Annotated in this window: 7 protein-coding genes and 2 pseudogenes; all 9 read right to left on the bottom strand. The window is 60.8% G+C overall.

Annotated features, from left to right (window positions below):
- A pseudogene (locus EOA49_RS15475) lies at positions 1–673 on the bottom strand (hypothetical protein); the annotation flags it as partial.
- Positions 674–1,248: 575 nt separating this feature from the next.
- Entirely contained in the window at positions 1,249–2,787 is a 1,539-nt protein-coding gene (locus EOA49_RS15470; RefSeq protein WP_127242133.1) for an HlyD family type I secretion periplasmic adaptor subunit, read from the bottom strand.
- A 3-nt stretch (positions 2,788–2,790) separates the two neighbouring features.
- Entirely contained in the window at positions 2,791–4,554 is a 1,764-nt protein-coding gene (locus EOA49_RS15465; protein ID WP_127243236.1) for a type I secretion system permease/ATPase, read from the bottom strand.
- A gap of 76 nt (positions 4,555–4,630) precedes the next feature.
- Positions 4,631–6,883, bottom strand: coding sequence for a hypothetical protein (locus tag EOA49_RS15460; protein ID WP_127239580.1), 2,253 nt, complete (start codon positions 6,881–6,883; stop codon positions 4,631–4,633).
- A 1,546-nt stretch (positions 6,884–8,429) separates the two neighbouring features.
- Positions 8,430–8,727: pseudogene (locus tag EOA49_RS15455) on the bottom strand (Na+/H+ antiporter NhaA); the annotation flags it as partial.
- A 217-nt stretch (positions 8,728–8,944) separates the two neighbouring features.
- Positions 8,945–10,273, bottom strand: a complete 1,329-nt coding sequence (locus EOA49_RS15450) for an HlyD family type I secretion periplasmic adaptor subunit (protein ID WP_127239579.1) — start codon at positions 10,271–10,273, stop codon at positions 8,945–8,947.
- Positions 10,270–12,084, bottom strand: coding sequence for a type I secretion system permease/ATPase (locus EOA49_RS15445; protein ID WP_245460670.1), 1,815 nt, complete (start codon positions 12,082–12,084; stop codon positions 10,270–10,272). The genes EOA49_RS15450 and EOA49_RS15445 overlap by 4 nt, the downstream gene beginning before the upstream one ends.
- A gap of 159 nt (positions 12,085–12,243) precedes the next feature.
- The gene (locus EOA49_RS15440; RefSeq protein ID WP_127239577.1) at positions 12,244–15,141 is read right to left on the bottom strand and encodes a DUF5801 repeats-in-toxin domain-containing protein; all 2,898 of its coding nucleotides are present in this window, start codon (positions 15,139–15,141) and stop codon (positions 12,244–12,246) included.
- A gap of 44 nt (positions 15,142–15,185) precedes the next feature.
- Positions 15,186–15,323: a hypothetical protein gene (locus tag EOA49_RS32640; protein WP_164746642.1), complete on the bottom strand. Its 138-nt coding sequence runs from the start codon at positions 15,321–15,323 to the stop codon at positions 15,186–15,188.
- Positions 15,324–15,404 lie beyond the last annotated feature (81 nt).

The following is a 15,404-nucleotide window of genomic DNA, read 5'->3' as shown; positions in this document are numbered from 1 at the left end:
CCTTGATCAGCAGCGAGGCCGCGCCGGTCTTCACCTCGTTGGCCTGGAACTGGATGTAGGCGCTGGTGATGATCGCGCCTTGCGGGATGTCGATACCGGTGAAGCGGAGACCGACCGTCTGGCGGGTGCTGCTGTCAAAACCCAACTCCAGATCGTTGATGTTGGTCGAAATCGAGCCGGAACCTTTCTCCTCGACGTCGTCCCCTGCGGTCGCGACCCTCGTTTCGAACACCGGGTCGGCCCCCAAAGCATTGGCGGCGTTCAATGCGCTCGCCGTTGCGGTCGTGCCGGTGTTGGATGCCGCATCGGCGCTGATGGCCGGGTAAGTAGTGTCCGGAAGGCCCGCACGGTGCCCCGAGCCATAGCCTGTTACGGTGTCAGAAAAGGTGCCGTCGAGGTGAATGCCAATTCTGGCTGCAGCTTCGGCAAGGCCGTTCGGGCCGGCATTGATCCCGCCTGTGGAGGTGCAGGCGGCAATGAGGGTATTGATCATGGTCGCGGCTTGATCCGCGCCATCGCGATGAATGCTTTTGTCGATTCCGGTATCAGGGCTGTCGCAGCCGGGAGTCGCTTGTTCCAACGTCGAAGCCCTTGGCGTGCTGTCGTGGGACTGCTCATGGGCATTTGGATCGCCAGTTCCAGCCGATGGGACCGGCCGGTTGTCGATCGTCAAAAGGGACGACCCGGAGCCGGACCAAGTCAATTCGGTCCCAAGGCTACCGCCAATGCCCGGAGTCCAAAGTAGTGCGGATATCATGTTTCCTTCACCGCTCATCACAAAACGCCCAGCCTCGGCCTGAATCGCAGCAACCTGAATCGTACCGACAGGGAGCGAAGAACGAGAAACCCTCCGAATACAAAGGCGGCAGTCGCGTCTCACCCAATGCTCGTGTAATCCCAGCTTGCGGTATTCCCCCTAAGATGACGTGAGCCGGCAGGGCTCGACCGCCCCGGCCAAGACGGTGTACGCGAAAAACTAAACCTTCGCGGGGCGTGGCACGTGCTCGACGTCGGCCCCTGGACCCGTTTGTTGTGGTCTTCACAGCCCTTCGGTATGACTCGAACTTGCTGGCGGGACTGATGCGCTCAACACTCTGGACCGTTCTCGCGAAGTCGCGCCCTGCATCAAATGGTTTGGATGCGCTTGTCCGCCTTTGGCTGGGGTTCCGCGTGTTGATGTCTGCTGGGAACAGACCCGGAATTGCCGGAATTTCCAATGAGAAGTGATCCATGTTTGAACCCACAGGCTCAATTCTCGCGAAGGCTCCGCCGCGCGCTGTCGAGGACAGGGCCAAGCAGATAGGCGAATACGCTCTGTTCGCCGTCCATGAGCATTATTTCGGCAGGCATGCCGGGCATGAGCGTCACCTGCTGCAAGGCAGCCAAGTCCTCAGGAGCCACATCTACTTTCGCGAGAAAGTACGGCTGTCCGGTTCTTTCATCCGCCATCGAGTCAGCGGAAATGGAGCGCAGCCTGCCATGGATGAGCGGCAGGCTTCGTTGCCGGTATGCGGTCAGGACCACTCGTGCCGACATTCCGGGTTTAATGCGCTCGATATCCGTGGGGCGCACCCGGGCGTCGATCACCAAATGGTTGCCGTCGGGGACGATATCGAGCAGTGGCTGTCCGGGCGCTACAACGCCCGTCTCAGTGTTGATCCGCACATTCATCACCGTGCCGTCGATCGGCGCACGAATAACAGTGCGAATGAGCATATCCTCGCGCGATGGCAACTGGCCCTTGACTTCCGCCAAGACCCGGCGAACTTCGGCGAGTTCCGAACCGATCTTCTCTTGGCGTTCCTCGCCAACCGTGACCAATTGCAGGCGCGTCTCTCCGATCTGTTGTTCATTCTCGGCAATCTTCGCATGATTTGATGCCTTTGTGGCGGCAATGTCGGCGCTCCCGCGCCGCAACGCCAGCAGCCTCGGCTTGCGTTCCAGCCCCTTGTCGATAAGGGTCTGGACGCCCTGCATTTCTTCGTCAATCAAGGCCGTCTGTTCGTCTTCCGCCTTGATCATCTCCCGAAGTCCGACGTTCTGCTCCTGCAGTTGTCGAATGCGGGCGTCTAGTATTTGCAACCGGCCCTGATGCGCGGCGCGCCGGCTAAGAAACAACTGGCGTTGCCCGTCGACGACCTTCTTCATTTCGTTCGAGTCCAGGAGCAGTTTTTGCGGGAAGCCTATGTCGTCGGCCTCAGTCTGTTCCGCCTCAAGTCGGGCTTGGCTTGCCAGCAGATACAAAAACCGCTCGCGAAGCTCAGCATCGAGCGCTTTGGCCCTGGTATCGTCGAGTGTGACCAGCGGCGTCCCGGCTTTGACCACGTCACCCTCTCGAACGTGAATGGTGCGAATGATCCCGCCCTCCAGATGCTGGACGGTTTGTCGATGGCCGTCGGGGCTGATGACCCCGGGAGCCAGAGCTGCGCTGGCCAGCGGGGCGAAAACACTCCAGCCTGCCAGGACCATCACAAAGAGAGCTGCTGCCATGATGCCCAGTCGACGAGGAAAGCGCGTTGTGTCCGCGAGAGACTTGGCAGCACCTGTTCTCCGGGATGCTGCTCCTGAGCCAAGCAGCCGCATGAGTATCGCAGCCGCCAGAAGTGTCACGACGCCAATCGCCAGCATGATCGAAGTGTTACTCGCTTCGAGACCATAAGCAGCCAACTGGCGATTTACGGTCGCGATAAGGGAGGTGAGAGCCGACTGCAGAACTTCGCTTATGTGGGAAAATAGGGTTCCCAACCAGCTAATAATCGCACGCACGGCTTCAGGTTGGTCGTGCATTGTTCACTCCGCTGCGGACCTTTTCTGCTCCGAGGCAGGGGGCGAAGCCTGCCACTGAGACGGAACAGCCTGCAAAGGCAACTTGGCAGGCATCAGAGACGGCACCGGCCTGATCAGTTGATCGCGTGGACCGAACCCCGCCAGCGTACCGTGGTCCAGCGCTGCAATCTTGTCGGCGGATTTCAACACAGAGGCGCGATGGGTGACGATCAGGACCGTGACCTTAAGCTGCTTGAGAGCGGCCAAGGCTTCGATGAGCGCTTTATCGCCAGCCTCGTCCATGTTCGCATTGGGTTCGTCCAAGACCAGTAGCGCCGGATCGCCGTACAAAGCGCGCGCCAAGCCCAGCCGCTGCCGATGCCCTTGCGAGATGCGCCGCGAGTGGAGCGCTATGTCTGTTTCGTAGCCGGCAGGCAAGGCAAGGACCAGCTCGTGCACGCCTGCCATCTGAGCCGCACGGATTAGCGCTCGGCTGTCGATTTCACGGAAGCGGGCAATGTTCTGCGCGACTGTGCCTGGAAGGAACTCAACCTGCTGCGGCAGGTAGCCGATATACGGACCCAGATCTTCAGGGTGCCAGTCGAACACGTCCGCTCCATCGAGCCGGACGTGGCCCTTTGCCGGTTTCCAGGCGCCGACGGCCAGGCGGCATAGCGTCGACTTGCCGGAACCGGACGGCCCCACCACGGCGCAATTCTCGCCGGGCTCCAAGGCGAAGCGGATACCCTGGAGCAACGGCTCCGTGCTGCCCGGAGGGACATAGAATATATCCTCGAAGGATAGCCTGGCCTTCGGCCGTGGAAGTGCAACGCGTTCGCTGCCGTCACGATCGACGCGCTCGAATAGCTGTTTCAGGTTGGCATGCGCTCCTCTTGCGGCCACAAAGGCGCGCCAGGCGGCGGTGGCGCGCTCGATCGGCGCGAGCGCGCGCCCCATGGTGATCGAACCCGCGATCATTGCTCCGGCGGTGATCGAGCCGGCAAGAACATAGTAGGCGCCGACACCCAGTATCGCCACCTGAAGCGCGACGCGGACGCTGCGGGAGAGGGAAAGAATCACAGTCGTCTTGTCCTGGAGCGACCGCTGCTCCGCAGCGATCTCGGAATGGCGGAGACGCCAGTTCTCAAACACTTGCCGAGCCATGCCGAGCGGACCAATGGTCTCGCCGGAGTCGACGAATTTGATGGCATTGTCCTGGCTGGTGCGTGCGTCGGCTGCTGAACGCTTCTGGCGTTCGCGGGTCAAAACATCGTTGGTGATCGCCAGCCCGAAGAGCAGAATAGCGCCGAGGGTGCCGACAATGCCGATCGCCGGATGCAGCGCCCACATGAAAACCAGAAAAATGACGCTCCAGGGCATGTCCAGAAATGCCTGCGCAGCGTCGCTTCCATAGAAGCTCTTGAGATTGCCGACGTCCCGTATTCCGCCCTGCAGGTTCTCGCCCTCGAGGCGCGCCTCCATCGCGCGCTTGAGGACGGGAGCGTTCAGCTCGCAGTCCACCCAGGCCGCGACACGGCCCAGAACCATCCGCCGTGACTGTTCGAGCACACCGTAGGTGGCGGTCGCGAAGAGGGCGATCACGGTCAGCCACACAAGTGTGTCCAGCGATCCGGTCGAAAGCACACGGTCATAGACCTGGAGCATGTAGATCGTCGAGACAAGGAGCAGCAGATTGAGCAGGCAACTCAGGATGATCAGCAGTGGGAACTCCCTGCGGACCGCTTTCATCACCTGCGCAAGGCGGGAACTGCTGGTTTGCTTGAGCATCGGTATGGGCTCCGCTTGGGAAGCTCGATCCGGAAGGGAACGAGCCCGCCCCAGGAGGGGCGGGCTCGTTAGAGGTTCAGGCGGCATCCACATGGACCGTGAATGGATCCGGGCTGCTGTCCTGGTCACCATCGAAGAGCTCGGCCGTGAAGTTCAGGTCAAGATCTTGCGGCGAGAACTCGGTCGATACGGTGAACGTGATGGTGGGAACTTTGATGGTGCCCTTGGCCATGATGAGCTGGACCGCGTCGATATCGTTTGGCCCATCCGGATCGCCGAGCGTGAAGCTGGCCGTTTTGCTTGTCACGGTGAGATCGCCCTGTTCCACCTTGACCGGCGAGCTCACTGAGCCGTCACTGAAGTAGATGCGGTAGAAGAGCTGCTCAGTGTTGTTGATAGGTGTGTACCCGCCGTTCGTCTGATTGTTGATGATCACGGTCATGCTGCTCACCGTGCCTTCCGGGTCGACCACGAAGCTTTCGTCGACCTTGCCGCCCGAGGTCGTGGCGCCATCGATCCCTGCGATGGAGTTGCCCTCGAACAGGTTGTCAGCAAGTCCGATGCCCGCGGTGCTGACGTTCATCTGATTTGGGCTGAGGTACCCTGCGTTCGTCTGGATATCGGCCTCGCTGGCGTTGAGGAATGCCTTTATGTCACCCGTCGCTGTCAGGGCCTTGACCGCGGAGAAGACGACGTCCTCGCTGCCGATCGTCAAGGTCCGTACCGGATCCGGGCCGCCCGCATCGAGACTTCCCTGGTCCGTCGAGAAGGTGGTTGTGGTCGTCGGGGGGGTCGTGAAGGTGAGGTCGTAAGTGTCGTCCGAATTCAGCGTCAGCGTAAAGCCGACGGTGTCGTCTTGGCCGTCGCCGTTGAAGTCGGCGGTGATCGAGCCGTCGAAGGATCCGTCCAAATTATCTGTGAACGAGCTATTGGTGGCCGTCGTCGTGACGGTGCCGTGGCTATCGATCTCGAAACTGTCGAAGCTCACGCTCAACGAGCCAAGCCCGTCGGTGCCTGGATCGTTAGTCCAGGTGCCATGGGCCCCGCCGGTGTAGTCACCGTCTGTGACGTCCGCAACCGCGATCGTCGGCCCATCGTCGTAGAACTCGAGATGGTCGCCGACGGGCACCGCCGCCGTTACTGCATTGTCGACCGAGAACCCGCCGATGCTGAAGTGGATGTTCGATCCGGCCGGCTCGGCATTTTGAACGAGGACGCGGTTGTGATCGCCGTCGGTCTCGAATTTGATCACGTCGCCGTCATGCACCCCCGACACGATCACCCCGTCGCCGCTGGTCGTGAACGAAACCTCAGTGCCGTTGATATAGACATGGGTGATATCGACTGCCGTATCGTCGGTGAGCCCGCCGAAGTAATCTCCCTTGGGTTCGGCGTCCGTCGTAAACGCCGTCAGCTTCACCGATACACTGGTGCCGCCGGTCAGCTTGACGATGGTGAGCGACGCTGCGTCCGAATCCTGCACGCCCGTGAAGTCGATGTCATTGATAGTGGTCGCCTCCTGGTGCGACAGGTTCGGTGCGAGGAAACTCGGGTCCATGCCCGTGACATAAGTGAAGTACATGCCTTTGCCGGCGCGAACGTCCTGCGCGTCGGTGCCGAGCGTCGTGGCGCCGCCGCCCTTGCTGCTGTTGACAGTGTGGCTGCTTGAAGTGCCGGTCACCAGCAGGGCGTTGGATTGGTTGCCAAAGGCCATGAACAGGTTGTTGCCGGCCGGGGCGCCGGCGAAGCTGAAGTTCTGCTCGCCTGTGGCGGCAACGCCCAGAGTGTCGGGCAGCGCGACCAAATCATCGGGATCTTGGTCGTCCGGATGCGCCAGCGGCTCGAACAGCACGGTCCAGAGCTGGCCGCCGGTGATCACGCTGTTCTGGTCGGTAACTTCCTCGAGATAGACCGCGAAAACGATCTGACCGTCGGGGTCTGCGTCTGTGCCCGAGCCCGCACGGCCGAGGAGGACGTTGTCATTGTCCGGATCCGTGTAGAGGAAGATCCCATCGCCGTCGAGCGTCTGCTGGCCGCTGTCGAGACCGTCGACCGGCGCAGGATTCTGGCCGTTCGAATCGAGCGTCACAAAGCCCAGACTTTGAACCGGGCTCGTTGCATTTGTCAGCGTGATGTCGACGCTGTTGTCGCCGGCAATTTCGATCGCGTCGTCGGCGACTGTCAGATTGTCGGCAGTCAGAGCCGCATTGATGGCGGCGAGAGCACTGGCATGGTTTGTCTGAAAGCTGGCAAGGCTGATATCGTCCTTTTGCAAGTCAGGTGTTTCGTCGATTGAGGTCGTGCCGACTACGTTGATTGTCACAGCCATGATTTAACCTCCGCTTGAATGCGGCAGGCGCGATACAGCCCCAACGTTGCTGGGCACCCGCCGCGTGAACGCGCATGCGCTGACTCGTGTCAACGCCACGCATTTCGTTAAAACCAGATTTGCTAGTGAGTTGGCATTAGGGGGTAGAGGGGTTGGGGGGAGCCGCCGCTGCTCCCTCGCTCCATGCCCCGTCAGGCATTTCTCGGAGGATGCGTCCTGCGCGCATCGCTGACCCACCAATGGCGGGCACCAAAGATCGATAATGAGGGCATACGCAACACTGCCCCTCTTCAGCAGGCTATTGACTGCCTGTGTGCCTCCCGCTCAGAACATGAGCTTGAAAAGTTTACGCTTATTTTAGAAAAGTTCAAATTCCATTGAGCGGGCGATGGTCGTACTTTTGTCTCGTGCGCTAGGCAAAAAGGAGGATATTGCCCACCAAATCAGGTGCGATTTCCGCAAACCCGCGAGAGCAGCCTCTAGAGTACCGACCTGCTTCTTGGACTTCAGGCGGCTCCTGAATTCAGGTGAGGTGGATGAGCGGCGGCGGCCGCAGAACCCGTTGCTCGAGGTATGACCGGATGCTGCGATTCGCCGAAGCAGACCTTGGTTCGCGCTCAAAGCTTGAACCCGCGTGGCCAACACTGGAATTTGGCCGTCCCGTTCCCGCCTATCAAGTCTCGGGTGGATCAACAGCCGAAAACAGGATGTTCTACGCGCGAAAGGCCCGGCAGTGTAAAATTACGGGGAGCCCGCGGCGATGGATACGACCCGAATCCATATCAGGTGAACACTTGCGACCTGCGGTTGAAAGGCAACATGCCTAGATTTTTCTTCGATCTTTGGGACACCGGAGAGGTCTATCACGACGCCCAAGGGACTCTACTACTTGGCCCCGAATCGGCCAAGGAACGAGCACTCGAGATGGTTCGCAAACTAGTGGCCGGGCCGCCACCCAGTAGATACCGCGATGTGGTGTGCACAGTCCGCGACTTCGAAGGGACCCAAATCATGCTGATCAGAATTGAATTCGGAACGTACGCGGGTCCGTTCGAAATCTCAAATTAATCTGATCGCGCAGACGAAGCTAATCTGATTGCTGCTGATGTATCCGAAAGCAAGCTGTTCGACTTGCTGCCCAACTCCGAATTCTTGTTCGGCATGTGGGGGAAGGGGTGGTCTGATACCCAGAGCATTCATAGGTACCTACCCTCTGTGCTTTCACGGAAGTTATTTCGGCCCGCGCGAACTTTCGTGGAAAAATGCAATTTCAATGAAATCCAGCGAACTCCCGATTTCTGCGGTTGAACAGCATTGTTTGTTCGGCCGACTTTCTTCCGGCGCGATTGTGATGCAGGCTGTGCGCTCGGCACAGGAGGCCTAGGAAGCAATTGATTGGCGGGTAGACGTACTCGTTGTCCTGGGTTGTGGGGCCGGTGGCATGTGCGGGGCGACGTGGCAATGATGGCCATGGTGACGGCACCGGAATGAAATGCGAATGGTGTTCTGCAGTAAAACAATGATGCCGAGGAGCGCCGGGTCGCTAAGCGAAGGCGAGCAAGCCGATGAACAGGCTCGTCGTGAAGCTATGCGGCACAGAAGCGAAATGCCGATCATATGCTGCCAACCGGCGTTGACCGGCAGGTCGGCGAGGCCGAGCCGGATGGCTGAAGTCGACGAACCAACGACGCCGATCAGCTTGCCGACGACGCGGCCAGCGGCGATGCCTAATGTCAGCGGCTCGACCAAGGCGGAGAAGCTCAGGCCGCCGAACGAGAGCCGGCATTGGCGAAGAAGCCGAAGATTGGGATGACGATGAAGGGCACCACCTCGTGCAGCCCGTGCCCGCTATGCGTCCACTTGTCGGCTATCTCATATCGCCGCGCGGCAGTCCTTGTGTCTGGAGCCTCGGCATTCGACCGACAGCACGGATCTGAAGTGGCAGGACGTTGGCGACCTGCCGCCTGGGGCCAAGGTCGCTGTCCTGGCGCAATCCGGTAACTGGAGCGTTGCACGCGTGAATTCCCGCCCTGATTACGACCCCGGGCCGATGCACCGAGACTATTTCTCCCGCATGGCCCGGCGGAAATTTTGCGTGATCGGTTCGGCTAGGTAGGAAAGCACGGTGCGAGCACCCGTGCGGATCATCGTCTCGCTCGACATTCCGGGCAGCAGCTTGCGGCCCTCAAGCTTGGCGAGTTCGCCCTTGTCGATCAACACCGTCGCGGCGAAGTACGGCGCCCCGTTGTGCTCATCCACCATTCGGTCCGCAGACACGACCCCCACAAGACCCTCGAGTGGTGGCAGGTTATAGCGGGCGAAGGCCGGGAAGCTGACGTGCGCAGGCTGCCCGGGCGCGATCGTCTCGACATCCTCCGGTTTGACCAAAGCCTCGACCACGAGCTGTTGCCCGAGCGGGACGACCGTCATCAACGTCTCACCGGGTTTCACGACACCGCCCGCCGTGTGGACCTTCAGGTCCATGACGATGCCATCAACTGGTGCAACGATATCTGTACGGGTAAGCACGTCCTTCGCCGAACGCGCCTGCTGTCCGAGGTCAAACAACTCCGCCTCGACCTTGCTTAACTCATTGACGGCCTCGTTTAGCCGCACAGTGTTGAGGTTCAAGATCTGCATGTCGATCTCGGAGATGCCGCTTCTGGCGCGAGCGATCGCCGCAACGTGGGTGGCGCGCTCCCCCTCGATCTGCCGTTGCTGCCGTTTGAGTGACAGGTTCCGCTCGCGCGTGGTCAAGCCCTTCTCGAGCAGACTTTCGAGATCTTTTGTTTCCCCTTCGATTGCTTCGATCTGCTTGTCCTCGGTGACGATCAATTCTTCAAGCCCGGTTATCTCTTCCGCGGCCTGGCGGCGGCGCTGGCTGAGAATTTTCCGCTCGTCCTCCAAATTGTGGTATTTCGCCGCGAACACGTCGCGCTGCGCGGCGACCGCGTCTCTTGCGGCGGCTGGACTTGCAAGCAATGCCGGATCGAAGTCGATTTCGGCCCTGTCGTCACGCTCGGCCCTGAGACGCGCGGCCAGCGCCTCGCGCGCCGCAATCCGGTTCTGGATAAGGTCAAGCTGTGCCTTTGCCTGGGTGCTGTTGAGCCGGATGAGGACCTTGCCTGCCTTGACGATATCGCCGTCGGCGGCATTCAACTCCGCGATGATGCCGCCTTCGAGGTGCTGGATGAGCTTGCGGTCGCCGGCGACCTTGACAACGCCTGGTGCCACAGCGGCGCTGTCCAACGGTGCCAGCGCCGCCCACCCCCCGCCTAGGCCGAAGAACAGCAACATGATTGCGAACCCGGTGAGCTTCACGGCCCCGAGGCGCAGGGGTACTGGTTCAAGCACCGAGGCTGGCGGGCGGGGTAGCGGGACGACGTTCATGGTTGCTCCTGGCTAGATGGTTGCGCAGCACCTGCATCGCGACCGGGAAAGGCGCCGGAAACAAGATTGAAGTTTGGCGACAGTTTTTGGGAAGCGTATCGGCGGGCCGGATTGGGGACGCTGTCTTCGTTCGCCGCTACGGTCGGGAGCTGATTCGCCTCACGGACGCGGCGGGCGAGTTCGTTGAACACCGGGTCGCGCGGCCCGAACAGGTCCTGTGCGCCGTGGTTAAGCACCAACACCTTGTCGACCTTGTCCAAGATGCTTGGTCGGTGCGATATCAGGATCAGGGTCGTTCCCGCCGCTTTGAGCCCACCAATGACTCTAGCTAGTGCCTGCTCGCCTTCGTGGTCGAGATTGGAGTTAGGCTCGTCAAGCACGAGGAACGCTGGGTCGCCGTAGAGCGCCCGCGCCAGTCCGATGCGCTGGCGTTGTCCGCCCGACAGCGCCGCACCACCTTCACCGATCTCCGTGGCATAGCCCTTCGGCAGCCCCTTGATCAGTTCGTGCACGCCGGCCAATTGCGCGGCCTTGACCACGTTGTTGAAGACCGTCGGGTTAAGCGGCGCGAAGCGACAGATGTTCTCGGAGACAGTACCGGCGAAAAGTTCGATATCCTGTGGCAGGTAACCGACGTGTCGACCACGATCCTCGGCCGCCCATTCGACAACGCTCATACCGTCGAGCAACGCGCGACCGCCGGTCGGGCGCCACGTACCAGCCAGCACTCGCGCCAGACTCGTCTTGCCTGCCGCGCTCGGGCCGATCAAGGCCATTGCTTCGCCGGGCTTGAGTTGGAAGCTGATCCCTCGCAGGATCGGTTCGCCACCCTGCCTGGCGAGCATAATGTTGTCGGCCTCAAACTTGCCTTTCGGGCGCGGCAACGGCAGGGCCGGTGTGGCCTCCGGTCGCTGACCGGCCATTGCAGCGAGACGCTTGTAGGCAGCCCGCGCCCCGATCGTCGCTTTCCAGGTGCCGATCGCCTGTTCAACCGGGGCCAATGCGCGACCCATCAGAATTGACGCGGCGATCATGATACCGGGTGAAGCTTCGTTTCTCAGCACCAGATAGGCGCCGAGGCCGAGAACGGCCATCTGCAAGGCCAGCCGGAAAGCGCGCGCTAGGGCCGAGATGGTGCTGGATCGGTTGCTGGCGAGGGATTGTCCTCTGTTAGCCTCGTCCTGCTGGGCTTTCCAGCTCTCGAGCAGGGGATTCAACATGCCCATGGCCTGGACGACCTCGGCGTTACGAATCGTTTGCTCGGCCTGCATGTAAGCCCGCATCTGGGCGACTGCGGCTTCCGCCATTGGCTTGCGGGTCAGGTACTCGGTGAGCAATGCCAGAGCGAACAGCACGATACCGCCGCAGGTTGCCAGCCAGCCCAACCAAGGGTGCATGAGGAAGATGGCGCCCAAGAAAATCGGTGCCCAGGGTGCGTCGAGGATCGGGTAGATGCTCGGGCTGGTAAAGAAATTCCGCACCTGGTCGAGGTCACGCAGCGCGCGGGCGTTGATCTGACCGGGAGCCGAGGCGGCGTATTCAACCGATGCGGCCAGGAGAACCGGTGCCAAGCGCGCGTTCAACCATGTCCCGACTTTGGCCAGAAGACGCGCGCGGACCACCTCCAGCCCCGCCATCGTGGCGAGCGCTGCCGCCGCCATCAGCGACAGCATCATCAACGTCTCCAAGCTGTGGCTGCTCAACACGCGGTGATAGACCTGAAGCATGTAGAATGCGCCGGTCAGCATCAGAATGTTGATACCGGCGCTGAACCAGATAAGCGGCCTTACAGCGTGCCTGGCTTCTTTCATCACCGCCTGCAGGGCAGAGGGTCGTGGGGGCTTCATCATGCTGATTCTGCCGTGTGTTAGGGGTTGACGCTTTGGTTTGAGCCGGGTTTTGCGCGGAGCGAGTGATTATCTCGATGTGGAGATGGGAGGCGGCGTGAACCGCCTCCCGTTGGTCAGATGCTAGGCAACGACGTCGACCAGCAGGTGCTGGACGCCCGTCGCATCGCCGTCGGCATCCTGGATGTTGACCGCGAAATCGAGATTCGCGCCGATCTGCCCGGAAGTCGTCTGGATGAAGCCGATATCCGTGATCTTGAGAACGTCGTTATCCGCAGCTTCCCACGTTTGCAGCGCGCCGCCACCTGTGCCGCTCGCCGTGCCGGTGCTTGAACCTTCAACCGCCACAGTGTTCGGATTGTCGGTCACTCGGTTCAAGTTGATGGCATCGCCGGACAGCCCGTTGCCGGACTGCATGATCTGCATACCCTGAATTTGATAGTGCTCGGTGGAGGTGTTGTAGTCGTTGCTCTCGATGATCACGAGCGCGTCGTTGTTGTCGAGCGTGAACTCCGTACTATAGGGCGAAGGCACTGTATTGCCCTTGAAGAAGTCCGCGTTCTGCACGTAGATCGACTTCGTGGTGTGCACGTCGTCGGCGGTAGATACCGTACCCTTGTCATCGATCAGGTCGAGGATCACGATAAGATCTTCGCTGTTGCCGATGCCGTCGAACTTGATGGCAATAGCGTCCACGGCGTCCGTCGGCGCGATCTTCTCGGTACCACCACCCGGGGCACCGGGGTTCACGTCGCCCATGATGTTCTCGTTGAAGAACCGTAGGGTGAGGAGTTCGCCCTTCTGGATCGTGTCGCCGGCCACGCCATTGGTCGACTGCGTGGCGGAGACCCAATCCTCGAAGGCACTGGTGACGAACTGCCCGCTGTTGAACGTGGTATCACCTGCAATCGGTGAACCGTCACCCGTCCCGTTAAACCCGAAGGGGCTGCCACTGGGGTTCGAGTTCGAGGTGAACTGCACGTAGAACCCGTCGGTGTCCGTCGTGCCGTTGTTGACGTCCAACTCCGTCACCACGAGTTCTGGGTGGCCGGTGTTGCCGGGAGGTGCTTTCGCCAACAGCTCCGAAGAGTGGAAGACGTTGAAGCTGAACCCGTCGATCACGTCGTTCAATTGGATGGAGTACGTGCCTGCAACCTTGTCGAAGGTCAACGTGCCACCCGCCGTCGCGTCCTGCACGCCGGCGGTGATCGGATCCTTGTCGTAGTGGAACGAGAAGGAGAACTGCGCACTGGTGGCGCTCTCCGAAACGAGTGCCGTCTGGACGTTGGTGATATTCGGGTTCACCGCGTTATCGACCGTGCCGGTGAGCACCAGCTGCTGGATACCTGCCGCTGCACCAGCATCACCGAAGTCGGAGTGGGTGGCGTCGTAAACCAGGCGACCATCCGCGCCGATGCTGTACTTGAAGGCTCCGTCAGCCGGTGTGTTCAGTACGTTGTGCAGGGTCTCGTGTTCGATTGCTACGGTACTGGGGTCACCGTCGAATGGCTTCGTGATCGTGGGAGCATCATCGGTGAAGACAAGATTCTGGCCGATGTTCAGGATAGCCGAGGCACTATCACCGTCCTTGTCGGTGATGGTCGCCGTCAGCTTGATCAGGTTGTCCGTCGTCAGGGTCTCGGTATCGTTCGGCCCGTTGTTGGGGTCGTGGATGACAGCCCGGATCTGGTCCAGCGTGACTTGACCGGAGGCGTCCACGCTTACCGTGAAAACCAAATCACCGCTGACAGCGGTCTTGCCCTCGACGACACCTGAGTTGTTGACCGACAGGTTGACCGCCTGTCCGGTCAGCGTGTCGACCAGACCCGACGCACCTGCGACCACGCTCAGGGCGTAGGTGATACCGGCTGAACCGTCCTTACCGGCGTTTGAGCTGAACTGAGTTGCAAAGCTCTTGGTGTCGTTGGTGCCTAGGGTTGACTCGTCCACGCTCACGATCACGTTGTCGAGCGGCGCGCTGATGCTCGGCGCGTCATCCTTGAAGACGAGGTTGTCGCCGATATTCGCGGTATCCGAGTCCGTGTCGCCGTCGGTGTCGACGATCGTCGCCGTCAGGGTGACGAGGTTGGCGGCCGAGAGGCCGGTCGACTGGTCGGGCCCGGTGTTGGGGTCGTGCTTGACGGCAAGGAGCTGGGTGAGCGTGACGTCACCGTCGGCGTCCACGGCAACCGTAAACGCCAAAGTGTTTGTGGTCTCCGTGCGACCTTCGATAACGCCGTTGTTGTCGACCAGGTTGATACCCTCGTTGAGATCGGTAGCGATCAGGCCAGATGCGCCGCCCGGTGTACCGAGCGCGTAGGTGATGCCGGCTGCGCCGAGACCGTCGGTGCCGGCGTCGGAGGTGAACGCACCCGCGAAGTTGTCGGTGTCGCTGCTGTTGGGGGTGTCGGTGTCGTCGGTGGTGAGCGTCGGCTCTGAACCGTTGGCCGTGATTGTCGGGCCGTCATCGTCGACGTTGATGTGGTCGCCGATCGGCGTCGACACCTCGGACAAGGCGCGGACTTTCAGGATATCGCTGAAGTCCACCCTGTCGTCGGGGTCAGGGTTAGTCGGGTGATCGATCGCCTCGAAAGTGATCGCCTGGACCGTGCCCGACGTGTTGGTGGCATTAGGAATGATGTAAAAGGCTGCGACGAGATCGCCGCTCGCATCCCTCGCTTCCACCGCGCTGCCGTTCTGCACCGTGGTCAGGAAGATTTCCTCGCCGTCAAGAGTAAACAGACCGGACGAGGCGTGGTTCAGGGGTGAGAACTCCAGCTCAGCGATAATTTCGCCAGATGACGGCGTTACGCTGACGAGACCGATCTGACTGGCCGCCTCCGCGGTATCGGCGTAGGCCAACTGCGCGGCGGACAGGTTGAGATCATTGAGATAGGTCAGAAATGCGGCGTCGAGACTGCCGCTAATGACGCCATTTACGACGGAAATAGCGACGTCGTCGTCGGTGGTACCGGCGGACTGGTCGAGTACCAGATCGCCTACGATAGTGATGGTAGCCATGATGTTCGTCCTTTCCGGGGTGATTGGTCAGTTCTGCACATCGTTCACCGTAGCCGCGGTTGTGCGCGGCTCGGGCTCTCATCCGGAGGCCATGGGATCGGCGCTGGTAGCGGCGGCGTCGTCTGAATCCGCGACGTCCGGTCGAGGACCAGCGTGCCGTTGAGGAAGATGGTGATCGTCATGATCCCCTCTCCGTTTCAATGCGGCTGGCGCGATATATCAGCCCCAACACTGGCAACCGGCCGCATGGGCGCGCATCCGCC

Origin of the sequence: Mesorhizobium sp. M1A.F.Ca.IN.020.04.1.1 (assembly GCF_003997315.1) — a bacterium.
GTDB lineage: Bacteria > Pseudomonadota > Alphaproteobacteria > Rhizobiales > Rhizobiaceae > Mesorhizobium.
Note: the sequence above shows the minus strand (reverse complement) of the source record. Positions and strands in the feature narration are given on the sequence as shown.

Coding starts and splice junctions, on each gene's coding strand:
- EOA49_RS15465 (WP_127243236.1), bottom strand. CDS start 4,554: ATGCTCAAGCAAACCAGCAGTTCCCGCCTTGCGCAGGTGATGAAAGCG.
- EOA49_RS32640 (WP_164746642.1), bottom strand. CDS start 15,323: ATGACGATCACCATCTTCCTCAACGGCACGCTGGTCCTCGACCGGACG.
- EOA49_RS15445 (WP_245460670.1), bottom strand. CDS start 12,084: ATGAAAGAAGCCAGGCACGCTGTAAGGCCGCTTATCTGGTTCAGCGCC.
- EOA49_RS15450 (WP_127239579.1), bottom strand. CDS start 10,273: ATGAACGTCGTCCCGCTACCCCGCCCGCCAGCCTCGGTGCTTGAACCA.
- EOA49_RS15470 (WP_127242133.1), bottom strand. CDS start 2,787: ATGCACGACCAACCTGAAGCCGTGCGTGCGATTATTAGCTGGTTGGGA.
- EOA49_RS15440 (WP_127239577.1), bottom strand. CDS start 15,141: ATGGCTACCATCACTATCGTAGGCGATCTGGTACTCGACCAGTCCGCC.
- EOA49_RS15460 (WP_127239580.1), bottom strand. CDS start 6,883: ATGGCTGTGACAATCAACGTAGTCGGCACGACCTCAATCGACGAAACA.